Here is a 26281-nt window from a genome sequence, read left to right as displayed (position 1 = left end):
TTCGATCTTTTTTGTGTTTTAAAAACTGACCCCAATTCCTGCTGAAATTTTGCATCCAATTTCTATTTACTTTTACATCGTTCCTACTTCCTGAATTTTTTCTTAGTAAGCAAACATTCTTTGGAAGTTGCAAAACATCATACTGACAGATGATTAATATACGTGTAGATGAGACATAATTAATCATCCCAATGCCGGACATTTGTTACCCAATAAATTGCTTTGACAAGGTGTAAAGAGAAGCGCTTTTGATAATAATTATCTCTACACATTGTTGTTACCCGACCTAAATTATCAATAACATCCATTGTACCTTAAAAACTAAATTATGAGATTGCGATACGTTGTTAACCTCCTATTACTTACTTCAGCTGCTTTCAGCCAGCAGCCAGACAATAGTACGCCTCCCGCAAAAGTGGCCCGGCCCGTTCCGAATTCATTGCCTTTGGGCGCGAAAGTGAATTTTGTTCGTACCTGGTCGCCCAACCAGGCAACTACCGATCCTGCAATAGTATACCGCGCCACAGATGCAGGCGCTTTCCCGCAGTCAACGGATTACTCAGACGGTCTAGGACGACCATTACAAACGGTCAGCAGGGGCATTGCTCCCCTCACGAAAAAGGATATGGTAACACCAGTAAGCTACGACGCGTATGGCAGGAAAACGTTTCAATACCTTCCATATATTAGTCCTTCTGCTGATGGTGGCATTAAGAGAAATGCGTTTGCCGAGCAGAAAGCATGTTATGACGAGCTTCTTACCACCGCCAGCAACAACAAGGAAGACATTTATTATGGTATAACGGACTTCGAAAACTCTCCCTCATGCCGCAGCATCAAAGTCATGTCTCCAGGCAATAACTGGGCAGGCTCCGGTCGCGGAATTTCGAAAAGATACCTGGTGAACACCGCCAGCGATGAAGTAAGGCGATGGAATATAATAACTGTACCGGCAGGCAACATAGTCTTTTCAAATGTTGTTTCACCAGGAACCTATGCAGCTGGAGAGCTACAGAAGAATATAACGATAGACGAGCACGGCAGGCAAACTGCGGAATACGTTGACAAAGATGACCGACTGATCCTGAAGAAGGTCCAGATAGCATCCACCCCCGGCACCAACCATACAGGATGGCTATGCACCTATTATGTATACGATGCTCGGGGGAATCTGCGCTTCGTAATTCCCCCCAAAGCAGTAGAAATGCTACAATTGACAGGTTGGGCCATCAGCGCCGCACTGAGCAGATCACTCTGTTTCAGGTATGAATATGACGGGCGAAATAGAATGATCATCAAAAAAATACCGGGTGTCGATTCCATAGAAATGGTATACGATCAGCGGGACCGCCTCGTTCTTCTGCGCGACGGCAACCTGCGCTCCGCGGGCGGCAAATGGCTCGCCACCCTTTACGATAACCTGAACCGGCCGATCATGACCGGCATATATTCCAGCACAAGCACACATAGCCAATTGATCTTTGCCCAAAGCTCCTCGCCAGGCGCCAATACCATCCTGCCATCCAATATCGACCCGCTCACCTACACCTACTACGACAACTACACCTACCCGGGAGCCAAGGCCATACAATCCGGTTATTTCACCAAACCCCAGCCAGGGGGCAACCTGCATTCGGAAGCCATAGCCATTAACTTGCAGGCCAAAGGGTTAGTTACCGGAACGAAGGTCCGGGTGCTGGAAACGTCCCAATACCTCGTTACCACCCATTACTATGACGCCAAGGGCCGACTGGTACAAACGCTTTGCGACAATCACAAAAACGGGGTAGACGTCACAACCAATCTCTATGACTTTTCCGGAAAGCTGCTCAGTAGCTACCAATACATAAACAATCCCACTGCCGGCACCGCCGGGGTCATTCGTCTGCTGACGAACCGAACATACGATCATGCCGGCCGCCTTATCAAGATAACCAAACAACTCAACGATCATGCAACCTTTAGACGGGATATAGCCACTAACTACTACGATGCGCTCGGCCGGCTGCAGCGGAAAGAATTCAAGGGCGCTTCGGGTAACGTCATAGAAAGCATGACCTATACTTACAATATCCGAGGCTGGCTGAAAGGAATCAACCGAAACTACGTAAAAGGCACTGAGACCGGGTATTTTGGACAGGAGCTTCATTACGATGCAGGCTTCACCAACAGAGAATATTCCGGCAATATCGCGGGAACGACCTGGAGGGGCTCCAAAATCAATACCCCCAACGCCTATGGATTTCTATACGATGCGGCAGGCCGGCTCCTCAGGGCAAATTTTACACAGGCTACCAGTACGAATACCTGGGGAAAAACCTTCCATAATTACGATTCGTGGATGGGTGACGGGACTAACTATGTCACCGCTTATGATGCCAATGGAAATATCAGGCGCATGCAGCAATGGGGAGCGAAAGGAACCAGCACCCATGCAAAGATTGACGACCTGACCTATACCATCTATGATTCGACCGGTTTAACAGCATCCAACAAACTATACAAAGTAGTGGATGCCGTCAATGATCCAAAGTCAATGCTGGGTGATTTTACCGACCAGCAACCCACCTCCACTTTTGATTATGCTTATGACAGGAGCGGGAACATGACACGGGACGAAAACAAGAAAATCTCCTCCATTCGCTATAACCACTTGAACCTACCGCAACAAATCGCCATAACAGGCAAGGGCACCATTTGTTACGTTTATGATGCCAATGGCCAAAAACTTGCCAAAACGGTCACGGATAATACCGTTTCGCCTGTGCGCATCACACGGACCGATTACCTCGGGCCCGCGAAATTCGGGAATAACATCCTGCAGGTGATCACCCATGAAGAAGGCCGGATAAGGCCGCTTACCGGTGGAGGTTTCACATACGACTACTTCCTCAAAGACCATCTCGGCAACGTTCGAATGGTTCTGGCAGAAGATAATCCGCCAAATCAACGCTATGTAGCCAGTATGGAACCCAGGCAGGCCCCGGTTGAAAATGCCCTCTTCAACAATATCGATGCCACCCGGTCAAACAGACCCCCAGGCTACCCAGACATCCCGCAATCTGGTACCAATACCGCCGTGGCCCGTCTCAACGGCAACGATCCCCGCCGGAGGATTGGCCCCAGCCTGGTCCTGAAAGTTCAAACCGGAGATACGATAAACCTGGGTGCGAAGGCATTCTATAAATCCTTAGAATCCGGCAAACAGCAAAATGCCTCCGCAACCGCCGCCGATATGGCCGCAGCATTACTAAGTGCTTTTGGAAAACCAGCCATCTTGGCTCCAGGTACACATCATACCACCAGCGGTCCACCAAACCCTCCGTTCGGGAATGACTTCGTAAGCAACGGTTGGCAACGGCTCCGGGACAAAGAACCCCAAAGCGCTACCACCCCCTACCGCCCGAAAGCATATCTAAATTTTGTGCTGTTTGACGAACAGTTTAAATTGGTGGAGGGTTCCAGTGGCGTTCGGCAAGTTTCAGCCAGTCCCGACCAATTGCACTCGCTGACTGCAAATAACCTGGTAATGAAACAATCTGGCTTCTTGTATGTTTATACGAGCAATGAAACGCCCCAAGATGTGTTCTTTGACAACGTTTCCGTGATATTGGCAGGTACCCGCGTGCTGGAAGAATGTCATTACTATCCGTTTGGGCTCATTATGGAAGGCTTGAGCGATAAGGTTTCCAATAACCCGGTAAACAAAGAACAAAAGTTCCAGGGGCAACCGTTTGACGATGATCTAGGGTTAAATTGGTATGGATTTAAGTACAGGAATCACGATCCGCAAATTGGTCGATTTATCCAGTGCGATCCCTTATCTGATAAATACGTGTATAACTCTACTTATGCTTTTTCCGAAAATCATGTAACGGCGCATGTTGAATTAGAAGGACTGGAGAAATGGTCTATTAAAAACGGAATCGGATCATCAATAAATTACTATGGTCCATTTTCAAGTCAGAACGCAGCCCAATTACATTTCAATGACAACAAGACAACAAACGGTAGCGTACTCAACTTGACAGCAGGGTTTGCGCAAAACAATCGTATATCAACCAACAGAGTGGAAGCACTCGAACGCGGTTCTCTTGAAAATGTTAAAGGGGTGATTTTGCACAGAACAGCATCAAGTTCAACTGAAAGTACGCTTCGAGCTTTTGAAAATGGACGAGACGGAATAAATTATGGTACACATTTCCTTGTGGGGAAGAAAGGAGAAATACTTCAAACAGCCAGTTTAGATGCGTACACCTTGCATGTCGGAAAAACCAGAAGTAACTCATATCCAACAAACGTAAATTCAATCGGAATTGAAGTTGTAGGGAATTACAATTACAAAACGGAAAGTTGGGAACCACTTACTGACGCACAGATAACATCAACCTCCTATCTCACCAATAGTCTGAAAACCACCTATAAACTAACAAACAAACAAGTCTATAATCATGAGGATATCTCATATAAAACCAGTGGAGAAGGCAGTGTAGTAAGAAATGCTATATCGCAATATTTAGTACCTCCGCCCCTGAACACTACTAACACAAATAATCCCTGGTGGATGCAATATTTAACCAAATAAATTTTCTATGAAACTCGTTTATTTGATCTTGATTGTAGGGTGGGCTGGATTGACCGCTTGCAACTCCAGAAATCACGCAGTAAGTAAAGAGCAAGACAGCTCGAATCCAACGGCGGTCATCAAAATAACTCCAGCAGACACCCTAGTTAGCAATAGCCTGAAAAAAATAGCGCTGACCCCCACCTCTGTCATTAAGGTAATATCCATTACTTGGGCGTTAAAAGACGCGACACCCAATGACAGCATGGTTTACAAGTGTAAAAACTGGAGCCTGACGAATGAGTCCATAGAGACAATATTAAAAAATGGGGATCCGATTGATATGCACGATTTTTCATACTTATACTATGTACTACCGTGTGAAGTAAAAGGATCCGTAGAAATTGATCGTAAACTATTCAGTTATAGTATTAATGCTGGATCATTTTTCACAATTTCAAATGACGATACAACTAATTTTTACGGATGTAACGCCCCAGCTTGTAAAAAATTCTTCCTGATGGAAGGAGGAGATCCTAAAAGAGATATTGAATAATTTTAGACATCTTATTACCAATTTTTTCAACAATTACCTTCACGGAACGCCTGGCACCAATAATAAAACGGGCGCCTCAAAAGGCGCCCGTTATTGTAAATTCCAATTAGAGCTATCAGTCTTTTTCGTTAAACACTTCTTTAATCGTAAACTTTTTCTTCCCGCCGGGCACTTGCCACATCACTTCCTGGCCTTTTCCAAAACCAATGAGGGCAACGCCCACGGGCGCCATAACGGATATTTTTCTTTGTTTGATATCGGCTTGTTCAGGTAAAACAACGGTCACCTCCATTTCCCTGGGCTTATCCGTTTCCTGGATAACCACCCGGGAATTGAGCCGTACTACGTCTGCGGGGAACGCGTCCTTGCTCACCAGCCTGCCTTTCTTGAAATCCGCCAGCAGCGATTCCACGACTGCCGGACCGAAAGTACTCTCCCTCGCGCCTTCCTGCAGGCAGGTCTGGATCACTTCATAGTCATCCTTCCTGAAAATAGGTTGCTGTTTCTTTTGCATGGTAAAAGATTTAAATAAAATTAAATGAATGATAATGGCCTTCCGGCGCGGTTCTTATGGCTTCGCACCGGGCTTTCGGAACATTCCGATTAAAACAATCAGCAGCAATGGCAGGGATATGTATAAAGCCCGGTACCAGCCCGCATCAGTGGTCAGCGCAGTGCGCAGTATCAGCGCGTTGGCGATCACCAAAACGAGCAAAATCATGCCGCCGATGGAAACCTTTTCCCGATTTCGCATCTGAGCAATTCAATTTAGCATCGAAATAAAAGCAGTAAGAAAAACCCCTGAACCCGGAGACACATTTTTTAGCGGTTCAGGGCAAGCGTATTGAAGTCCTTAAAATTTGAGCAGTAATACAACTTCTTGCAAAATGTCCTGAATGATACGTTGTTGCAGGCATACGTGGGCCCTGCAACCGGTGTAGCGTACCGGGCGATGCGGATAATGGGCTGTATGATCAATCCTGACATTCAGCAAATATAGTAAAAATACCTGGAAAGAAAAACCGGCGGCTCAACGGGCCGTTTGCGCCGCCGGAAAAATCATCAGAATTTGATGCGGACTCCCGCATTCAGCCCCAGACCACCGATGTTAATGTACGACTTCAGGTCGTTGGCAGGGGCATTATCATGCTTGTAAATCGTTTTTGAGCCGGATGTGCCCGTAGGCGTGTTGGAGCCCTCGTCCAGCACGGTCACGTACCTGGTTTCGCGCTCTGCCGTGCTCAGGTCCCCGATCGACCGGCCAGGGAGCTGGCTTAATTCCTGGCCCGACTGTAAATTCACCACTTTATTGGTCTCATTGTATTCAGTCACCTCCTTGCTCTTGCTCCTCACCGGCACATTGCGGTATTCCGCTTCGGCAAACACGTCTATCCGCCGGGAAACGTTATAGTTAAAGCCCATCGCGCCCTGGAAACCGATGGTAGGGTTTGGCTTGATCTCCTCTTTCCGGGAAATATCCGTGCGCACCATGGCGCCCGCAGGCAGCGGCAGCCCGGCAGGACGGCTCATCCGCATCGCTTCCGTTTCGATGAAAAGCCTCCCCCACAGCGGCACCACGAATCCGAAGCGCACATAAGGGTTAAACTTTTCGTATCCCGGGCTCAGCACGAGGCTGGGCGCAAAATCGATCGCATTCACGTGGCCGTCCGACTCGATGCGGGCCGCGTCTTTGTTGAGCCCCTCGAACACGCTGACGTTCCGCGTCATCAGGTTGTTTTTACTGTGGTAATAGTTGAACGTGCCCTCAATAGCCACGTTCTTGTTAAAATTATATCCAATGGAGATGCCGCCGCGCACCCCTTCGCCGTAAGACCCTGTCAACACCTTTTCGAATACTTCCGTGACCGCGCCCGAAGCAGGGTTCACATTATTACGGATGTCTCTGGGAGGATAAGGGCCTACGTCCGGGAACTGACCCGGCGAAACACTGAAAAAGTAACCACCGGCTACCTTGATGTACATCTTTTTGGGAATATGCTGGGCTTGTGCGCCCTGGGCCAACAATAACGCCGTCAACCCCAGGATTGCATGGTTTATCCTGTTCATATGCGTAGTTGTTTTGGTGACAGATGAAGCGTACTTCTTCTAAGTTAAGGATTTTCAGTCGATTATCTGTCATTCCTCACGCATTTAACAACCCTTCTAACGGTCCGTCAAACTCTCCAGGAAGCGCACGAGATCCTGCTTTTCCCGGTCCGTGAGCCGGAGCGAATCTGGCGGCAGGGTCTGGTTGGGAAGCGATATCCCGATGCCGGCGGCGCCGCCTGTATCGTAAAAGTCCGCCACTTCCGCCAGTGTACGGTAAGCGCCGTTATGCATGTACGGCGCCGTTTTGGCGATGTTGCGCAGCGTCGGTGTTTTGAAAGCGAAAAGCAATGGTTCCAGCGGCACATGCGCATAGCGGCCGCTGTCACCGTCGAGTTTGCGGCTATTGGGCGATGCGGGCACACCCAATACTTCGGATTCCGTGGAAGTGAACGCCGGCGCCGCCGTTCCGTTGAAAAGCGGCAAAAAGTGACAGGTGGCGCATTTCGCTTTGCCCATGAATACGTTGAAACCGCGGCGTTCCTCCTCCCCGATCTCCCCGTCGCCCCGCATGAACGCATCGAACGGTGAAGAGAACGGCTGCAAAGAACGGATGTACGCCGCAATGGCCGCCATCACGAAGCGCGGCCGCACGGAATCCCCCATGTCCGGGAACGCCTGCACGAACATCCTGCGCATCGCGGAATCGCGGGTGATCCATTGCGCCACGTTTGCCGCGGAGGATTGCATTTCATGGGGATTCTGGAGCACGTCCATCACCTGGTTCTCCAGCGTGGGCGAACGCATATCGTAAAACTGGCCCTGTTGCAGGCCCGCATACATCACCGTCGGCGTGTTCCGCGCAATAGGCCCGCCTCCGTGCAGCGACACGTTCCGGGCCAGGCCGTCCGTAAATGCTTTGTCCGGGTGGTGGCAGGATGCGCAGCTGCGGTTCCCGGTGCCGGCGAGTTTCGGGTCATGGAAAAGCAACTTTCCCAGCGCGGTCTTTTCCGGTGTAGGGATAGCATCCGGCTGATGGACGAAAAACGCCGCACGGATGGCACCGCTGTCAAACAACGAGCCCGCCAGCGGATCGATGGCCAGCAATTCCTTCACCTGCGGATATCCCGCAACGTTATACCACTGCGTCATCGCGCGCGTCAATGGATGCAGCTGCGTGGCATAATATCCCGCGAAATCGAACGTTTCCGGCGAACCCTTCGCGGCCGCAGACGCTGTTTCAAAGCGGTGAAGCAATGTATCCGGCGCGCCGATCATCCCCATAAGAAATTTCACGGAAGCCAGCGTCTCCCGCGCTTCTTCGATGCCCTGCCGGCTGAGCGGCGTATCGAACCCGCTCAAACCCAGCGCCGCCAGGCGGAACATGGCCATGCGCGCCGCGTCGAACACGTGGGCGGTATCGAAAAGGGTATTATTGGCCGTGTGCCGAAGCGCGATGATAGACGCCGCGAAAGAACGGACCGCCGGCGCGAGGGATTCCCTTTCCAGCGGGTACAAAGATTCCTCCACCACCTGCAACCCGGCAGGATCGGCCATTTTCGTTTCCTCTGTTTCCACTTCCGGCAACGGCGGCCCATTCAGCAGCCGCGACGTGCCCGGCGCGTAGTACTCACTGAACCACTCCAGCTGCTTGTACGCCCGCCGGCAATCCAGGAAAGCCGCCTGCAGCGCCGCTTCGCTTTCGCCCCGTTCGGCCATGGCCAGTAAACTGTCTGTCCGCCGTTGTAAGGTATCCGTCTGCTCCAGCAACATATTGCGGATCTGCGCATCGAAGTTGTCCGGCTTCCGGCCGCAGGCCGCCCAGCAGACCATCCATCCCGCGCAAAGCGCTAAAATCCATTTTACGGGTCTATTCATATTTCCGCTTTTTACGAAAAAAGTTCCCCTGGAAACAGGGGAACCCTTCGTGTTTATAGTGCTAAGAATAAAAGGGGGACTACTCAATCATAGGTTTAACGAGGTACACCGGTTACGATAACCGTTTGCCCGCCTTCCCTGTTGGTGGTAATGCCGGAGCCGTCTGCGTTGCGGAATTTATCGTCTACCCAGGTATGGGGATGAATATTTACGATGAACGTGTTGGGCCGGCCGGTAAGCTCGGAGATATCGTACATGGCGCCGTATTCCCAGCTGCTGAGGCGGATATCGTTCCCGGGATTGTATTTGCCGTTGAACGTGGCATCGTCTCTGCGGTGGTTCATTTCCAGGAAAGGCTTCATTTCCTTGGTAGCGAGGTTGTACTGCCAGATGCGGCCGTCGTGCTTGTTGGCTTTGTAGTAAGAGTCTCCGTCTTCCTGGATGTAGACGAAGTTCTGCGTTACGCACAGGTTGTCGGGGTTCACGATGCTGTTGCCGGGATCAGTGTTCCCGTCTACCATGGGGGTAAGCTTGCCTTTCAGGGGATCTGCTGCGTCCAGTTCCAGCTGGTATACGCGGCCCCACATGGTAAGCCCTTCTACCGGCGTGGTTTTGTCGGCCTGGCTTACACCGGTTGCCGTGAAGTACAGCTTGCGGTTGTTGGCGGCGCTGCCTTTGCCGTAATCCAGGTCTTCCACACGGGCAAACTGGATCGCTTTCTTGTCGACCGTTTGTGCGGCGAGTTGCGCGCCGGTGCTGGCGGCTACGTTTTCATAGGGTACAAACTCCACATCGTAGGTTTTACCGACTTCCATATCGGTTTCCACGGTCTTGAGGTCTTTGCGGCGCAGCATGTACAGCGTGCCGTTGGTCATGTTGCCGGCGGAAGCGGTTACATAAATATTCACCTGGCCCAGGCCCTGGCGGGAGCTTTCGTCTTCGCCGATGAAGATGACGGTTTTACCGGGATATACGGTTTTGGGCAAAGGCACGGCGTTTTCGGCGCTGCACTTACCCAGTGCGGGCAGGGTACGGTCGGTTTGTTTGTCGCCCGCAGATGCGAAGGGCGGAATGCCGTGGATCATGGATTCCCCGTCGGATTCACCGGCGGTGAGGAACAGGGGGCCAAAGCCATGCTCTTCCGGAGTGGCCATGGTGGCCGAGCAGAGGCGCATCTTGCCGCCTTTTGCGTCTACGATATATTCGCCGCGGAGCGGTTTGAGGTTATTGTCGAGATACAAACGGGATACGGAAAAAAGGATCTCGTGGTTCTGTACCATGACAAAACCTTTGCCGGAAGGGTCTTTCAGCATGCCGCCACCGTCGGGCTGCGCGCCGTACACGAAATTGGGAGTGCCTTCCAGTTTATCGTCGGAGCTGATGAGCGGGATGATCTTCACATCGCCGAAACCCGGCATCGTTTTCACGAGCGAGGGCGTTACGGAATAAGATTTCAGCTCGGGGAGCTGGGGTTCTTCGTTAGGTTTGTCGTTGTTGTTACAAGCGCCCAGCATGGATGCAAAGGCTAAAGGAAACAGGGGAAGCTTCCGGCGATTCAGATACATAATTTGCAATTTTGATGCAATATCCCCGCCGGATGTTTCCCCTGTGTTACTACAAGATGAAATTAATGTGAAAACTGCGTTCCCGGTCCCGGCCAGCGCAAAAACCTCCGCGACAGGACCTGGTATACGATGAGCAGCCATAATATTAGGCTGGGCATCGCTTTTGCCGCGTAAGGCACTACCAGGTTACGTTTCACCCAGGCCGTCACCAGGTCGGAATGCGAGAAGCTGGTACCGATGAGCAGGTACACGAAGAAGATGTTCGCCGCCGTGCTCCGCGGTTGCAGCAAGAACCAGATGCAGGCCGCGGGGAACGCGATGATGTAGGTAGGCGATTCGGAGCTGCTGGAATACAGTACCGTGAACAGCAGCGTGGAACAGAGGATCAGCAGCTGGTAGCGCACGTCATGGCAGTATTTCAGCCAGATATACTGTGCGGCGAAGAGCACCAGCGCCGGGCCCATCACTACGATGTTCGGTAAATAAGGCAGGCGGAACGTACGCTTGATGAAACCCATCGCGGAAATATCCTGCAATACCACGCCATGGTCGATTTGCGCGTTCTTATCGTTCTTCAGCACCAGCGCCTCGTACCACTCGCGGTAGCTGCGGAGCACGAATTCCGGTGAGGAGATCGCCATGGGCAGTACGAGCCAAATCGCGCTCCAGAGTATTAAGCTGCCAATCAGTTTGAGCTTGTGGCGGGAAAAGAAGAAGAACGCCAGCCCCACGATCCCGTAGAGCTTGGTAAACGCTGCGAACATGATGAAGCAAGCGGCCCAGAAATCCTTTTCCTTCCGCATCATCGTATAGCCGAATATGATACATGCGGCCACGATGGGGTTGAACTGGAAATAGCTGCTCGCCGCCATCAGCTCATGGCTTGCGAAGATCATGATGAGGTTCTGCTGGATACGCCCCAGCGGCAGGGTCCGGATGGCCAGCATCAGCACCGCCGCGTTGGTGAGCACCCACAGCACGCTCCCCAGCCAGTCGGGCATGAGGGCGAACGGCGCGATGAGTACGCTGAACAGCACACCGTAATTATTCACGTCAAAATACACGTCGGGATAAGGCCCGTAGATCGTTTGACCGTTAATGGTATGCAGGTATACGTGCTTGAAGATCGTATAGTTGTTATAATTATGGACAGCGAATTCCTTGATGCCCACCACCATAGACAACCCGAACCAGAGCAGCATCGCCAGCCACTCTTTCCCGCCCAGCCAGGCCAGTGTGAACCGTTTATTAGACATGATAACTTTTTAGATACGGCCGCAAATTAGTAAAAGCCCCGCTATTTTTTATCCGTCGCGATCTTGATTACGATCTTCCGCACGGGAACCGACTTTCCGGAGATCAAATTGGGCATGTGCAGATCGGTGGGATAGAAAACCGCGAAATCGCCTGCGGCGAGTTTGGTGTAGAAAGAAGGACGGTCGGCATACAGCATGAAATCGTCGTTATCGTCGTACGGCCGGCTTACCTGCTGGTTGCGCAGCATATCGTGCCCCACCAGCTCTTCCCCCGAAACGATGTATTGCACATCGATATGTTTGCGGTGGGATTCCATTTGTTCGCTTTCGGCGGGAATGGTATCGTACTCGTTGACGATGGCGAAGATACGGTCGCCCTCGATGCTGTGTTTCCCTGTTTCGAGGCTCGCGAGGTCAGTTTCCCGGAGCCAGCGGAAGGCGGTCTGAAAACGGTCGCCCAATCCGGCGTATAAACCTGCGTTCGCTAATGTGTCGATGATCATGGATATAGAATTGGCGGGCAAGATACACCGTTTCCCCGTTCCGCAAAACCCCGTTTCAGCTGCCGCGCCGCAATCGATATTGTTGGGGCGCCACGCCCATGAGCTTGCTGAACATCCGTGAGAAATAGTATGGGTCCTCCACCCCCACCGCCCAGGCGATCTCCTTGATCCGCATGTCCGTGAAAAGGAGGTATTGACACGCTTTCTGCACTTTAAGGTGATGGAAATACTCCAGCGGCGAATACCCCGTGCGCTTGCGGAACACGGCGGAATAATGGCTGGCCGACAGGTTGACGGCCCCCGCCAGGTCGGCCAGCGTGAGCGTGGCCGACAGGTTGTCGCGCATGTGGCTGATGGATTGCTCCACGGCATCGCGGCTGGAGCGGTTTTCGGAAAGGCTGAAGGGCTCTTCATAAAGGAAGCCCGACAGGTAATGCCAGAGGCACATATTGGCGTAGCCGAGGTTGTCGCTCCCATACCCGCGCTCCAGGCTGGCGTACATATCCTCGAACAGGGCGAGGCGCTTCTGCTGGAAAGTGACGCGGCCCATATGGCCGCTGAACCTGCGCGTGAGGGCGGCAACAGCGTCTGTAGCGCGCGGCCCTTTAAAATGGACCCAGTAGATCGTCCACGCATCGGCATCGTCGGAGGCGTATTGATGGGCGCTTCCGGCGGGGATGAAAATGAAATCGTCCGGCCCCAGGGCGTATTCCCGCCCGTCGACGGTGGCCGTTCCCCGGCCTTCGCGGCAATAGATGAGGATATGCTGGTCTACCCCATTGTTCCGCTGCCGGAAATGGTACCGCGCCTTGGGATAATACCCGATGTCGGTGATGTAGAGTCCATTGACGAGGGGGTCGGCCGCGCAGGGCCCGGCAATGATCTTGCGCGGCAGCACCACGGCCCGCTGGCCATCGAAACCCTCTTTCTTCCGTATCACAAGCTGGCAATTTTCATCATAATAAAATCCATGTTAAAAGTAACAAATATGGCTTTCTACAAAAATAGCAAAATATTGAAATCATAATATTATCCATCATAACCATAAGAAAGGCCATTGAACCCCAGCGCAGCAAATCCAATATTTGTATCCTGCGTTCCGCAGGTCCACTTCGCTTTAAATACCGGTTATGAAAAAAGGAATCCGCCGTTTTACCGATCTTGTCCTTTGGCGCCGTATGGCCGCCGGGTCTACGGTATGGACGGAATCTGCGGCCGGAAGCGGCGATAAATTAAATTCCGGGCTATTTTTAAGACCCCAACCCGGCAGACGTGGCGCTGCCGGCGCGGTCTATTATAGCGCTCACCGGAAAATATCAATAAAACTGAACTGGATACAACCATAAGAAACATGCAGACAACGACCTTCCATCATCGCTACATCCTGGGCATTTCCTTCATTTCCGCGCTGGGCGGCTACCTTTTCGGTTTCGACTTCGCCGTGATCTCCGGCGCGCTGCCGTTCCTCCGCGAGACTTTCGGGCTGAACGCCTGGTGGGAAGGCTTCCTCACCGGCTCCCTCGCACTGGGATGCATGGCCGGATGCGCGATGGCCGGGGCACTGGCGGAACGGTTCGGCCGCAAACCCGGACTGCTGCTGGCGGCGCTGATATTCACGCTTTCATCGCTCGGGATGGCGTTTTCCAATTCGTTCACCGTATTCACCGCCATGCGCTTTGCGGCGGGGATCGGCGTAGGCATGGCTTCGATCCTCAGTCCGCTCTACATCGCCGAAATTTCACCGGCGCATTTACGGGGAAGGAACGTATCCATCAACCAGCTCACCATCGTTATCGGGATCCTCATCACCAACCTCGTCAACTATTTCCTCGCCGGCAAGGGCGTGGACGCCTGGCGCTGGATGTTCGGGCTGGGCGCGGTACCGTCGTTCATCTTTTTGCTGGGCGTGAGCAGGCTGCCGGAAAGTCCGCGCTGGCTTGCGGCGCAGGGCCGGCTGGAAGAGGCTTCCCGCATCCTGGCGCGCATCGGCGCGGGAGACTTCGCGGCCAACACCCTGCGCGACATTTCCGCCTCGCTGGCGGGCGAACCCCGCCCCAACCTGAAAATGGTGTTCAGCAAGGCCGTTCGGCCTGCGGTGACGGTGGGCATCGTGCTGGCGGTGTTCCAACAATTGTGCGGCATCAACATCGTGTTCAATTACACCTCCACCATATTCGCTTCCGTGGGGGCCGACCTGAACAGCCAGCTGTTCGAGACCATTTCCATCGGGATCGTGAACCTCGTTTTTACGCTGGTGGCCATGTGGCAGGTAGATAAGCTGGGGCGGCGGCCGTTGATGCTGGCGGGATCGCTGGGATTGTCGGTCGTGTATATCGTGCTGGCGCTGTTGCTGAAGCAGCAGGCGGCCGTGGGCCTCGTATCTGTATTCGTACTGGCGGCCATTGCGCTGTACGCTACATCGCTGGCGCCGGTGACCTGGGTGCTCATTTCCGAGATTTTCCCCAACAAGGTGCGCGGCCTCGCGTCGTCTGTAGCCATCGTGGCGCTTTGGGGCGCCTATTTCGTACTCGTATTCACATTCCCCATACTGGCCGAAAAACTCGGCACTTACGGGCCTTTCTATCTCTATGCGGGCATCTGTTTCCTCGGCTTCCTGTTCGTTCGCCGGAAAGTACCGGAAACGAAAGGTAAAACGCTGGAACAACTGGAACATCAAATAACTGGACATTAATTAAACCATAAAAGGCAATGAGCAATTACGCTGTGAAGGTCTGGGAAGAAAGCATCATTATCCCGACCTACGGGGTCGGCCGTCCCGACAGGAACCCCATGTTCTTCGAAAAACGGGTATACCAGGGCTCCAGCGGGGCGGTGTATCCCAACCCGGTGATCGAAAAAATCCTCGATGACAGGGAGGACGTAAGCTGGAAGGCGGTATTCCTGGAAAACAGGTATCTCAAGATCATGATACTCCCGGAACTGGGCGGGCGCGTGCAAATGGCGTTCGACAAGATCGGCAACAGGCATTTCATTTATTATAACCAGGTCATCAAACCGGCGCTGGTAGGGCTCTGCGGACCGTGGATCTCCGGCGGCATCGAATTCAACTGGCCACAGCATCACCGCCCCAGCACTTACGAAGCGGTAGACCATACCATAGAAACGAATGCAGACGGAAGCGTGACCGTTTGGGTGAACGAAATCGAAAAAATGTTCCGGACGAAAGGCATGGCCGGATTTACGTTGCATCCGGACAAGGCGTACCTCGAGATCAAAGGTAAAATTTACAACCGCACGCCCCTGCCCCAGACCTTCCTCTGGTGGGCGAACCCGGCCGTGAAAGTGAACGATCATTACCAATCCGTTTTTCCGCCAGACGTGCATGCGGTGTTCGATCACGGCAAGCGGGACGTGTCTTCCTTCCCCATCGCCACCGGTACCTATTACAAAGTGGATTATGCACCGGGAACGGATATTTCGAAATATAAAAATATTCCCGTACCCACGTCTTACATGGCGATCCGCTCGGATTACGATTTTGTGGGCGGATACGAACACGATACGGAAGCCGGCGTGCTGCACGTGGCCAACCATCACATCTCGCCCGGCAAAAAACAATGGACCTGGGGGCATAGCGATTTCGGGGTGGCCTGGGATAAGAACCTGACCGATGAAGACGGGCCGTACATCGAGCTGATGACCGGCGTCTATACCGATAACCAGCCCGATTTCAGCTGGCTGATGCCTTACGAAGAGAAATCCTTCACCCAGTATTTCCTTCCCTACCGGCAACTGGGCCTTATCCAGAACGCCAGCAAAGACCTCCTCCTCCACAGTTCCCTGGAAAACGGCACGCTCCTCGTGAAAGTGTTCGCCACCGGTGCGGAAACGTTGCAATCGCTGGAAGTGAAACTGAACAGCGAGGTCATCTTCAAGGACGTATTCAACGTTTCGCCGGAACAGGTGTTCGAACAACGCATCCCCCTTCCCGCAGGAACCCCCGAATCCGCCATCGAAACCCTCATCCGCGGAACGGACGGCAACGTGCGCCTCCGCTACCAGGCTTCCGCGAAAACGGAAACCGAAATCCCCGCGCCCGCCCAAGCCGCCAAATCGCCCGCGGATACCGAAAACAACGAACAGCTCTTCCTCACAGGGCTGCATCTCGAACAATACCGCCACGCCACGTATTCGCCCGTGGATTATTACCGCGAGGCGCTGCGCCGCGACCCGAAAGACGTGCGCTGCAACAACGCCCTCGGCGCCTGGTACCTCCGCCGCGGACAATTCGCCAAAGCGGAACCATTCCTGCGCAAAGCCGTGGAAACCCTCACCCAGCGCAATCCCAACCCTTACGACGGCGAGCCGCTGTACAACCTGGGGCTGTGCCTGCAAATGCAGGGCCGCAACAACGAATCCTACGAGCAGTACCATAAGGCGGTATGGAACAGCGCCTGGCAAGACAGTGGTTATTTTGCCCTGGCGCAGCTCAGCACCGCGCGCAGCGGGTACGAAACAGCGCTGGAGCAGATCGATTGGGCGATCGACAGGAACGGCCGCAACAATAAAGCCCGCGTCCTGAAAGCCGCCATCCTGCGCAAAATGGGGCGGTACAACGAAGCGCTGGCCGTTTGCGCCGAAGGCCTCCGCCGCGATCTTTTCAATATCGGGCTTTACCACGAACAGGCGCTTTCCCTCCATTCCACCGGCAAATCCCGCGAAGCGGAAACCGCCCAAAACACCTTGCAGCGCCTGGCCCGGAACCATGCACCCAACTACCTCGAAAATGCCCTCGATATGATCGCCGCCGGGCTTTTCGAAGAAGCCATCGCCTGGTTGGGCCTGCTGCCAGACGATGCTTCGCCATTGAAATTCTATTACCTGGCCTGGTGCCATCACCGCTCCGGCGATGCGCAAGCTGCCACCGCCGCCCTTCAACGGGCAGCGGCGGCCGATCCCTACCTGTGCTTCCCCAACCGGATGGAAGACGTGAACATCCTGCAGTTTGCCATCGCGCAAAACCCTGCAGACGGGAAAGCGCCGTACTATCTCGGTTGCCTATGGTACGATAAAAAACAATACGACGAAGCGATCGACCTCTGGCAGGAGTCTATCCGCAGGGACGAAAACTTCCCCACCGTTCACCGCAACCTCGGCATTGCGCTATATAACAAACGCAACGACGCCGCCGGCGCGCTGCAACATTTCGAAAAAGCGTTTTCGCTGGATACGGAAGATGCGCGCGTGCTCATGGAGCTCGATCAGCTGCATAAACGGCTGGGAGCCCCGGCCCGGGAGCGCCTCAGTCGCCTGGAACGCTACCCCGCGGCCGTACAGTGGCGCGATGATCTTTACCTCGAACATGCCGCGCTGTACAATTACCTCGGCGAGCACGAAACCGCGTTGCAGCTCATCCTCCAAAGAAAATTCCATCCCTGGGAAGGCGGCGAAGGCAAGGTGAGCGGACAATACGTTTACGCCCTCACCGCACTGGCCCGTAAAGATCTGGCCAACGGCATGCCCGAAGCCGCGGTGGAAAAGCTCCGCAATGCGCAACAGTGGCCAGATTCCCTGGGAGAAGGAAAACTGTTCGGCATCCGCGAAAACGATATCCACTACTGGATGGGCAAAGCCCTCGAAGCCATGGGCAACAGCGCCGAAGCCGTACAATACTTCACGCGGGCCACGGAAGGCACTTCCGAACCAACGGCCGCCATGTATTACAACGACGCGCCGCCCGAAAAAATCTTCTACCAGGGCCTGGCATGGGCCGCACTTGGCCGGAAAGAAAATGCAGACGCCATTTTCCGCAAGCTGCTCGATTACGGCACCTTGCACGCGGAAGATGAGGTCCGCATCGAATATTTCGCGGTGTCGCTGCCGGATCTGCTCATTTTTGAAGACGATCTCACCGAAAGAAACCGCCTGCATTGCGTGTTTCTAAAAGGACTGGGCTATCTTGGCCTCGGCGAAACCGCTGCCGCGTCGGCCGCTTTCCACGAAGTACTGGGGAAAGATATGCACTTCGCCGCCCAAGCACATTTGTCCATCATCCAGGAAACAACGAAGACAGCTTCCGTATAAACCAACGCAGATCATGCAAAGACTCATTTTCATACCACTTTTCGTCCTCCTTTCCATAACGGCCACGGCGCAAAACCTGTCGCTGGCGGGCAACTGGCAGTTTGCCACCGACTCGCTGGACAAAGGGATTTCCGAAGGCTGGCAAAACAAAACTTTCCCGCAAACGCTCCGCCTGCCCGGCACGCTCGACGATGCCGGCGTGGGCGCGAAACCTTCGCTGTCGGCCGACTCCCTCACCCGCAGCGTATTGCTCATGCTGACCAGGAAGCACCGCTACATCGGGCCGGCCTGGTATGCGCGCGAGGTCGTTATCCCGCAAAACTGGAAAGGGAACGAAATATCGCTTTTCCTCGAGCGCGTGCTCTGGACCACCCATGTCTGGATCGACGGCAAGGAGATCGGTTCACGGGAACTGCTCAGCACACCGCACCGGTACGATCTCGGAAAAACGCTCACGCCCGGCAAACACCGCATCGTGATCCGGGTCGATAACCGCCGGCAGTACGACATGAGCTCCAACAACATGGCGCATGCCTATACAGACGGCACCCAGATCATGTGGAACGGGCTCCTGGGCAAGCTGGAACTGCAATCCCGGCCGGCGGCGCACATTACGAACGTGCAAACCTGGCCCGACCTGCAACACCGCATACTTCGCATCACCATAAACGTTATGAACGCGGGCCCCGTTTCGTCCGGGACCCTGCTTTTACAAACCGCCCGCCTGAAGAAAGCGGTGCCGGTACAGTTGAAGGAAGGGGAAAACAAAGTGGAAGCGGAGCTTGCGGTACCGGAGGGTTTCGCGGAGTGGGACGAGTTCAAACCCGTACTGCACACGCTTTCCGCAGAGCTGAAAACGCCCGTTTCGGCACACCGCCATCAGCTCCGGTTCGGCTGGCGCGAAATCACCAACAAAAATGCGCAATTGCAGATCAACGGCAAGCGCATGTTCCTCCGCGGCACGCTGGAATGCGCCATCTTTCCCCTGACCGGTCACCCGCCGATGGATAGGAAAGGCTGGGCGAAAGTGTTCTCATCCGCCAAAGCATACGGCCTCAACCATTTGCGTTTCCATTCCTGGTGCCCGCCGGAAGCCGCTTTCGCGGTGGCGGACTCGATGGGGGTCTATTTGCAGGCGGAGCTTCCTTTCTGGAACAACAACGCCGGCAAAGATACCGCCATGAACCGCTGGCTGGCGCTGGAAGCGGAACACATCAGCCGCGAATACGGCCACCATCCCTCGTTTGCGTTCTGGAGCATGGGAAATGAGCTGGAAGGGAATTTCGATTGGCTGGAAACGATGGTGGCGAAGCTGAAGAAAGCTGATCCCCGCCACCTTTACACCACCACCAGCTTCACGTTCCAGAAAGATCACGGCGGCTGGCCCGAACCGGGCGACGAGTTTTTCATCACCCAATGGACGAAAAAAGGATGGGTGCGCGGACAGGGCATCTTCAACACCATCGCCCCATCTTTCAACAACGATTATACAAAGGAAACGGAAGGCCTGCCCGTGCCGATCATCACGCATGAGATCGGGCAATATTCCGTGTTTCCGAATATGGACGAGATCAAAAAGTACACCGGCGTCCTCGACCCGCTGAACTTCAAAGCCATCCGGAACGATCTGCAGCGGAAAGGCCTGCTGCACCTGGCGCCCGCCTTCCTGCGATCGAGCGGGAAATTCGCGGCGCTGTTGTATAAGGAAGAGATCGAACGGGCGATGAAAACGAAATATTTCAGCGGTTTCCAACTGCTCGACCTGCACGACTTCCCCGGCCAGGGCACCGCTCTCATCGGCATCCTCGACGCGTTCTGGGACAGCAAGGGCCTCGTAACGCCCGCGCAGCACAGGATGTATTGCCAGCCTGCCGTTCCGCTCCTCCGCTTCGAAAAAGCCAGTTACCGTAACGGGGAAACCTTCTCCGCTGCTGCGGAAGCAGCCAATTTCAGCGGCGGCACTATAAACAATGTTACGCCCGAATGGATCGTTTCGGGGAAAGACGGGAAAGTCCTTTTCCGCGGAAAGCTCCGCCGGCAAAACATCGCCGAAGGCACGGGCCAGCAGATGGGGGAATTCAGTTTCCCACTGGCGGGGATCGCCAAAGCCACGGCGCTGACCATCGAATTGCGGATCGGCGAACGGCATAACCGCTGGAACATCTGGGTGTATCCTGAAAATCAAAACAGCGAATTCGCCGACGTACATTATACCCGCTCCGCCACCGAAGCCATGGCGCTGCTGGGCGAAGGCAAGAAAGTGCTCCTCAACCCCGACACGGCCAACATCCGCGGCGTAGCGGGCCGTTTCGCGCCGGTGTTCTGGAGCCCGGTCCATTTCCCCGACCAACCCGGTACCATGGGTGTGCTCTGCAACCCGAAGCACCCTGCGCTGGCGGATTTCCCGACGGAAGCATGGTCCGACTGGCAATGGTGGCACATCATCACCGCCTCCAAAACCATGGTGCTCGACGAGCTTCCGCCCATCGACCCAGTGGTGCGGGTGATCGATAACTTCTTCAAGAACCGCAAAATGGCGAATGTGATCGAAGCGAAAGTGGGCAGCGGCAAACTGATGCTCGTTTCCGCCAACCTCACCAACGACCCCGGTGCACAGCAGCTCAAACGCAGTTTGATGGCTTATATGCACAGGGGGCGCTTCCAGCCGAAGGCGGCGCTTACGGAAGCGCAGGTGTTGTCGTTATTGAAATAATTTCCAGGTTAAACCGTACTTGGTTTCGATCAGGTAAGGCAAATGTATTGCCCCAATCCATGTAACTCGAAAAATAAATGCACCGGTAGAAGCCGGTGCATTTATTTTTTTGTAGATCTTTTGCGTTCAGCAATATTTGCTGGCTATATAAAAATAATGTACAATTTATGTTCAGAGTCTGATGATCATCAGACAGTCTATTAAAATGATAAGTTAATATTCAGCGATTCGGTTTTAATTATGAAACCACTTGAATCGAGCGGACCAATCACATGCTTTTGTAAAATGCTGTCACAATTTATGTTGATACAGTCATCGGGAAGTGAAAATTTTTTATCTATTAGCCAGTAATTTTTGGAATTGTTCCGCAACTCAATTGTTCTAACAATTATCCAATCCTTATTTGCAACTGCGGCGTCCACAAATTCGGCGTACCGGCCATCTTTGTTGAACTGTCTTTCATATTTCGGCACTACAGGTATGCCACTTTCGCAAACACCTGATTTTGAACTACAATAGACAATAACTCTATCTTCTTTTCTATCTCCTTCCAATAGCGTGAGATTACTCCCCAAGTCATTATCTCCCCATAATTTTGCACAGGAGAACATAATTATTGGAAAAGCTAGAATAAATACATATAATTTAATCCTCATTTTTTGTGTTTTATGGAAGTCTCCCATGATGAATTCCCGGTTCTGGTAATTCTTTTCTCAGTTGTCCGGTTCCATACCAATATGTTCTGAATCCCGCATTATCCGGCAATCCGGTTCTCCAAAGCTCGGCTTGAATAAACAGGTTTCGCCAGAAGCCGCCACCACCATTCCAATCATAATCGGTTGCATTATCATTAACTACTTGTACCCTACGAGATTCCGCATCTACCAGTTTAAGGTTTACACGACCTAGTGCATATACGGTAGATCTCAACTTGTTATTAAGGACAGACCCAAGGAAATGTTGGATACCAAAAAGATTGACAGGCGTTGGTGTATTAATCCCGCGGCGGAAATCAGCTAAGGAGACACCACCAAAATCAAATTTCGAAGCATCCAGATAAAGTGTATTCTCTGGTGTAGGATTTTGTGCTGCATCCGGATGATCCCTTGCCCATTGAACACCTTCCGTAAGGGTAACATATCCGTCATAGTCCGGCCTGTTTGGTAAATTGATAAAATGGGTAGCTAACTGTCTTAATGCCGCATTGCTAACCAACCCGGCAAGCCCCAAATCATTCTTCACCGCCTTTGAATGCGCCATTCCCTGCTCAAAATTCTTACGGTCCATAATTATTGGAGGACCTTGCAAACCCTGATCATCAGTACCCAGGAATTCTCCGTTCTGATCATATATCGGACTTACTGCCATTCGACCATCAGGATCAATCAATCCTGAAGGGTTGTTCATTACATAGTTGTAGGGAGACAATGCATATACCTTTTCCGCCATCGGGTCGATAGCATGCCACCTACCGATCTGCGGATCATACATTCGCGCACCGTAGTCATACCACTCCAGTCCTGTACCGTCAGTGAACTCCTTATTCTGGAGCTCTTTATCATTATAAAGATAATTATTCCGCAGATTATTGGGGGCACGGGTGGAAAGGCCCGCCATGGTCAGGCCGAACGGATAAAAATGCGTTTCCTCCAGCACCGGTCCGGGATTGGCTAAGACTGCTACGTCGTCAAAGAAAACGTCTTGCTGGCTTTCATTACTGGTATAAACATACAGGAAACCGCTCTTTTTTACAACCATCTGGTCTACCGACAACTTTTGCAATTCATCCGGGGTAGATTGTACCTGTTTAACTCCGCTGTTATCTTCAACCATAGAAAACTGTTCATCGAACAATACATAGTTCAGATAAGCCTTTGGGCGAAGCGGATTCGCCGCATCGGGATCCTTTTCCTTCAACTTCCTGTATGAATTGTTAAGGAAATCGGGAGTAAATGGTGTAAGATTCCCTGCAACCGTACCATCACCACCGTGCATTTGCCTGCCAGATGCACCATTTCCACCGAAAGCGTTTACAAGCGCACCCAGCATATCATCCGCCGGGCTCTTTGTGGTTCTTTGCTGAACGGCGCCGGTCTTGTAGAAAGCCTTCGCACCCATCCTTATGGTATCTCCGGCCATTACCTTCAACACCAGGCTCGGCCCAATCTTTCTGTCCGGATTATCGGCGTTCAAGCGGGCAACGAACCCATTTTTAGCCGTTCCGTCTTCTGCAGGATAACCTATCGGTTTAGACGCGCGGGATGCCTCGATATTGCTGAACAGCGCATTTTCTTTAGCAGCCGTTTCTGGTTCCATGCTTGCCAGGTACAAATTTGCCCCTGTTTCTTCGGTGATGACGGTACGAACGTTCCCCAGGTGATCTTTCAGGAAATAATCGTATTTATATGCCACCGGCTGGCCGGTAACCCTCACTGCTCGGATGCGACCTTCTTCATGCTGGATGAACTGCACCAGATCCTGCTCATACACGAACTCGCATATGTAATCCGTCGTGATCTGCTTTTCCGGCACGGTGGTGCGGTCGGTTACGATCTTTCGATGCTTGTTCCCGAGGGCATCGTAAACAAATGCAATGTCGCCCTTGCCCGTAATCGACACGAGTTTGGGAAGATTCAGGACATTATACTGAATGGCCCCGATCTGCCGGTTATGATCAGAAGTAACGTTGCCATTCGCATCATAAGCATAATCCGTTGCAGATGCGCCGCTAACTTCCTTGAAATCGCCCAGCGCGGAAGAAGGATTCACAATCACGTCCCCCACCGACTTGAGCTTATTTGAAAGCGGCACGTATGTATAAGTCAGGTTATCGATCGCTGCGGCACCACCCCATTGCTGCATTTTCCGGATGTTCCCGCCAGGATCGTATGCGGTCGTGTAGTTGGTACCGTCGCCCATCTTTACGTTGTAGTTAAGATTGGCAGGCTGCGTCCAGCTTCCGGACAGTTGTGCAAAATCGGCACTCAACAACCGGCTGGCACGATCATAGGTGAATCCATACGACCGCGCCACAGGGTCATTGAACCCTTTCCATTTCACGCCGGCTATATTTCCATTCAGCTGTGTGGTGGAAAATCCGTAGTTGTAACTCAGTTCTTGTCCGAAAAAATGACCAGATGCCGATGCCGTGTTTACATAACTTTTATTGATACCGGTGAGCCAGCCGAGCAGATTATAGTCATATTGAACAGACTCCAGCGTAGTTGTATTGCCGATCTTGAGGGATTTGCCGGCGAGCTGGCCGAGCGGATCGTAGGAATTCGCGGCGATTATGTATTCCGTACCGGTGTTCAGCCGCTTGCCCATATTCAACACACGTCCTGCATGATCATACTCCATGCGGGTTACCATCCTGGCGGTACGGGCTTCTGGTGTACGATTGTTGGTATGATGACGGGAGGTTACCAGTACTTTCCCCTCAAAATCGTACATGGTCGTCAGCACGTCTATACCACCGGAAATATTGTCAGACACAACCTGCTGAACCCTACCTTTATCATTGTAATAGGTAGTGGTTGTTAACCATTGATTGCTATCCAGTATCCTTATTTTCGATCCGGTTACCAATCCACGCGTATTATTAGTCCGCGCAACGGGCCTTTCCCTGGAAATCGTAGCGAGGTTTCCCATGGGCTCGGGCAATTCTGCGGCCTGATAATAGGCTGTATTTTCCGACTTCGCATCCTGATAATCGTATTTGTCATAATATGTATAGGTCAGCGGGTATAACTTTGCCGGATCGAGGTTGGGCAATGGATTATCCGCAACAATCGATTCAGTACGTAAGGTTGCGGCTGGATCAATTTCCACCGTTACCTCTCCAGCCGAAATATCAAAGCCCGGCATAAGTGTAACGCTGTTTCCGGCTTTATAAGCTGTACGTCCGTCGTGCAGATTGTATGCAGGATCCGATTCCACAGGAATGTTATGTGTAATTGTCTGGGATGCCGTTGGAACGGCCAGACTGTTGCGCAAGGTGGTAACGGGCAAAGTAGTTTCATATAATCCGGTCATCGTTGGCCGGTTATGCGCATCGTACAAGGTGGTGGCCCACTGATTAGTAGCACGCAGCCGCCCGTCTTGCAGGAAAACGAGTCGGTCCCGGGCGTCATAGACCATAAGCTCATGGGCTTTACCGGGCATTTTTTTTCTGATCAGTCTGTTTTTCAGGTCATAATCGTAGCTGAAGCATAGCTCATCACGGATGCTGGCATTTGAAAGCGTCCATCCACCTCCCATTTGCATGATGGATTCGACACCCAGCGGCGGGATTACAAACCGAACGTTATCAAACCTGTCATAAACCGTGTAAGTGCACAACCAGCCTACATGTCCTGTTCCGGGACTTGCCGCTACCTGTACCCTGGTCAGTATCTGCTTTCCATTTTTATCGGAAAAAGTGATGGACTTGTTACCCGCTTCATCGGTGGACATAACTTTATAGAGCGTACCCGCTGCATATCGCGCTGCGGTAGCCGGAATACTGCCTTCGGAATCGGCGATGGTCCAGACCAAAACGGAATCTGCGTCTGTATTGGTAAGATATTGCTGCTCTTTACCATTACCAAGGCCTGCCCAGCTATTACCGGCGTTGCGGGAGGAGGATACGCGGTTCAGCGGAGACGGTTCGAATATTGTTTCTCCGTAAAAAACTTTTTCACCCGGCTTATAAGGCAGATAAAAATCCGCCTGTTCCTGGAATGGACTGGTCTTGAACTTGCCATCGCTGGAAGACGACATATACGGTAAATACGAATATCGTTCCCTTCCCGTATTATCATAAATAACAGGTTGAACGATGTCCAGCATATCAGGAGAACCTTTTTTGGTGATATCCTGCAAATGCCGGCCAAGGCCATCGGCATATGTTGTAATCTGCCGCACGTTTCTCGCGTCTGTTTCCGCCACTACAGCTGCCGGAACCGCATACGGTTTTATGGGCTGCCAGGTGCGCACGTAGTTGACGCGCAGATTGTTATTGTAGGCGGACGGTAACTGCACAGCGGTTGCCGCGGGAGGCACAGTCACGTTATTGGGCAGGTTTTGCGCGCCGGCAGACAATGAAGAAGCCAACGCGACAATCAAATTAATTCTAACCAAACGATTCATATTAAGTCAGGGTTAAATCTACCTG

At 52.5% G+C, this 26281-nt stretch carries 16 protein-coding genes; 6 read left to right on the top strand and 10 right to left on the bottom strand.

Annotated features, from left to right (window positions below; genetic code table 11):
- Positions 1-328 precede the first annotated feature (328 nt).
- Together EJ361_RS14530 and EJ361_RS14525 are read left to right on the top strand one after the other, a co-directional pair.
- On the top strand, positions 329-4585 hold the full coding sequence (locus EJ361_RS14530; RefSeq protein WP_126246352.1) for a DUF6443 domain-containing protein: 4257 nt from the start codon (positions 329-331) through the stop codon (positions 4583-4585).
- 7 nt (positions 4586-4592) lie between these two features.
- Complete coding sequence (locus EJ361_RS14525) at positions 4593-5120, top strand: hypothetical protein (RefSeq protein WP_126246351.1); 528 nt, start codon at positions 4593-4595, stop codon at positions 5118-5120.
- 115 nt (positions 5121-5235) lie between these two features.
- Here EJ361_RS14525 and EJ361_RS14520 read toward each other — a convergent pair whose 3' ends face one another.
- The 8 genes from EJ361_RS14520 to EJ361_RS14485 all read right to left on the bottom strand — a co-directional run bounded on the left by EJ361_RS14520 (position 5236) and on the right by EJ361_RS14485 (position 13308).
- A complete protein-coding gene (locus EJ361_RS14520) occupies positions 5236-5634 on the bottom strand; it encodes a GreA/GreB family elongation factor (RefSeq protein WP_126246350.1) in 399 nt (132 codons plus the stop codon).
- Positions 5635-5688: 54 nt separating this feature from the next.
- Entirely contained in the window at positions 5689-5874 is a 186-nt protein-coding gene (locus EJ361_RS14515; protein WP_126246349.1) for a hypothetical protein, read from the bottom strand.
- 308 nt (positions 5875-6182) lie between these two features.
- Positions 6183-7187, bottom strand: a complete 1005-nt coding sequence (locus tag EJ361_RS14510) for an outer membrane beta-barrel protein (RefSeq protein WP_126246348.1) — start codon at positions 7185-7187, stop codon at positions 6183-6185.
- Between the two features lie 96 nt (positions 7188-7283).
- Positions 7284-9044, bottom strand: a complete 1761-nt coding sequence (locus EJ361_RS14505; protein WP_126246347.1) for a cytochrome-c peroxidase — start codon at positions 9042-9044, stop codon at positions 7284-7286.
- Between the two features lie 95 nt (positions 9045-9139).
- Complete coding sequence (locus EJ361_RS14500) at positions 9140-10609, bottom strand: PhoX family protein (protein WP_126246346.1); 1470 nt, start codon at positions 10607-10609, stop codon at positions 9140-9142.
- A 62-nt stretch (positions 10610-10671) separates the two neighbouring features.
- Complete coding sequence (locus EJ361_RS14495) at positions 10672-11865, bottom strand: glycosyltransferase family 87 protein (protein WP_126246345.1); 1194 nt, start codon at positions 11863-11865, stop codon at positions 10672-10674.
- Positions 11866-11906: 41 nt separating this feature from the next.
- Positions 11907-12368, bottom strand: a complete 462-nt coding sequence (locus EJ361_RS14490) for a YhcH/YjgK/YiaL family protein (protein ID WP_126246344.1) — start codon at positions 12366-12368, stop codon at positions 11907-11909.
- Between the two features lie 55 nt (positions 12369-12423).
- Entirely contained in the window at positions 12424-13308 is an 885-nt protein-coding gene (locus EJ361_RS14485; RefSeq protein WP_126246343.1) for an AraC family transcriptional regulator, read from the bottom strand.
- Between the two features lie 190 nt (positions 13309-13498).
- Here EJ361_RS14485 and EJ361_RS14480 point away from each other — a divergent pair, with 190 nt between their 5' ends.
- From EJ361_RS14480 to EJ361_RS14465, 4 genes are read left to right on the top strand one after another with little or no spacing between them, the layout of a single operon-like run.
- Entirely contained in the window at positions 13499-13714 is a 216-nt protein-coding gene (locus EJ361_RS14480) for a hypothetical protein (RefSeq protein WP_126246342.1), read from the top strand.
- A gap of 5 nt (positions 13715-13719) precedes the next feature.
- Positions 13720-15060, top strand: a complete 1341-nt coding sequence (locus tag EJ361_RS14475; protein WP_126246341.1) for a sugar porter family MFS transporter — start codon at positions 13720-13722, stop codon at positions 15058-15060.
- Between the two features lie 17 nt (positions 15061-15077).
- Positions 15078-18413, top strand: a complete 3336-nt coding sequence (locus EJ361_RS14470; protein ID WP_126246340.1) for a DUF5107 domain-containing protein — start codon at positions 15078-15080, stop codon at positions 18411-18413.
- A 13-nt stretch (positions 18414-18426) separates the two neighbouring features.
- Positions 18427-21126, top strand: a complete 2700-nt coding sequence (locus tag EJ361_RS14465) for a sugar-binding domain-containing protein (RefSeq protein ID WP_126246339.1) — start codon at positions 18427-18429, stop codon at positions 21124-21126.
- 200 nt (positions 21127-21326) lie between these two features.
- Here the strand turns inward: EJ361_RS14465 and EJ361_RS14460 are convergent, their stop codons facing one another.
- Together EJ361_RS14460 and EJ361_RS14455 are read right to left on the bottom strand one after the other, a co-directional pair.
- Positions 21327-21782, bottom strand: a complete 456-nt coding sequence (locus EJ361_RS14460) for a hypothetical protein (protein WP_126246338.1) — start codon at positions 21780-21782, stop codon at positions 21327-21329.
- A 10-nt stretch (positions 21783-21792) separates the two neighbouring features.
- Complete coding sequence (locus EJ361_RS14455; RefSeq protein WP_205687011.1) at positions 21793-26256, bottom strand: DUF6443 domain-containing protein; 4464 nt, start codon at positions 26254-26256, stop codon at positions 21793-21795.
- Positions 26257-26281 lie beyond the last annotated feature (25 nt).

Source organism: Chitinophaga rhizosphaerae, assembly GCF_003958645.1.
Taxonomy (GTDB): domain Bacteria; phylum Bacteroidota; class Bacteroidia; order Chitinophagales; family Chitinophagaceae; genus Chitinophaga; species Chitinophaga rhizosphaerae.
This window is presented reverse-complemented; position numbering and strand designations above follow the sequence as displayed.

What these genes read in the sequence shown, in the direction of transcription:
- EJ361_RS14465 (WP_126246339.1), top strand. Translation starts at nt 18,427, where the DNA reads ATGCAAAGACTCATTTTCATACCACTTTTCGTCCTCCTTTCCATAACG.
- EJ361_RS14460 (WP_126246338.1), bottom strand. Translation starts at nt 21,782, where the DNA reads ATGAGGATTAAATTATATGTATTTATTCTAGCTTTTCCAATAATTATG.
- EJ361_RS14520 (WP_126246350.1), bottom strand. Translation starts at nt 5,634, where the DNA reads ATGCAAAAGAAACAGCAACCTATTTTCAGGAAGGATGACTATGAAGTG.
- EJ361_RS14455 (WP_205687011.1), bottom strand. Translation starts at nt 26,256, where the DNA reads ATGAATCGTTTGGTTAGAATTAATTTGATTGTCGCGTTGGCTTCTTCA.
- EJ361_RS14500 (WP_126246346.1), bottom strand. Translation starts at nt 10,609, where the DNA reads ATGTATCTGAATCGCCGGAAGCTTCCCCTGTTTCCTTTAGCCTTTGCA.
- EJ361_RS14495 (WP_126246345.1), bottom strand. Translation starts at nt 11,865, where the DNA reads ATGTCTAATAAACGGTTCACACTGGCCTGGCTGGGCGGGAAAGAGTGG.
- EJ361_RS14525 (WP_126246351.1), top strand. Translation starts at nt 4,593, where the DNA reads ATGAAACTCGTTTATTTGATCTTGATTGTAGGGTGGGCTGGATTGACC.
- EJ361_RS14480 (WP_126246342.1), top strand. Translation starts at nt 13,499, where the DNA reads ATGAAAAAAGGAATCCGCCGTTTTACCGATCTTGTCCTTTGGCGCCGT.
- EJ361_RS14470 (WP_126246340.1), top strand. Translation starts at nt 15,078, where the DNA reads ATGAGCAATTACGCTGTGAAGGTCTGGGAAGAAAGCATCATTATCCCG.
- EJ361_RS14505 (WP_126246347.1), bottom strand. Translation starts at nt 9,044, where the DNA reads ATGAATAGACCCGTAAAATGGATTTTAGCGCTTTGCGCGGGATGGATG.
- EJ361_RS14510 (WP_126246348.1), bottom strand. Translation starts at nt 7,187, where the DNA reads ATGAACAGGATAAACCATGCAATCCTGGGGTTGACGGCGTTATTGTTG.
- EJ361_RS14490 (WP_126246344.1), bottom strand. Translation starts at nt 12,368, where the DNA reads ATGATCATCGACACATTAGCGAACGCAGGTTTATACGCCGGATTGGGC.
- EJ361_RS14475 (WP_126246341.1), top strand. Translation starts at nt 13,720, where the DNA reads ATGCAGACAACGACCTTCCATCATCGCTACATCCTGGGCATTTCCTTC.
- EJ361_RS14530 (WP_126246352.1), top strand. Translation starts at nt 329, where the DNA reads ATGAGATTGCGATACGTTGTTAACCTCCTATTACTTACTTCAGCTGCT.
- EJ361_RS14515 (WP_126246349.1), bottom strand. Translation starts at nt 5,874, where the DNA reads ATGCGAAATCGGGAAAAGGTTTCCATCGGCGGCATGATTTTGCTCGTT.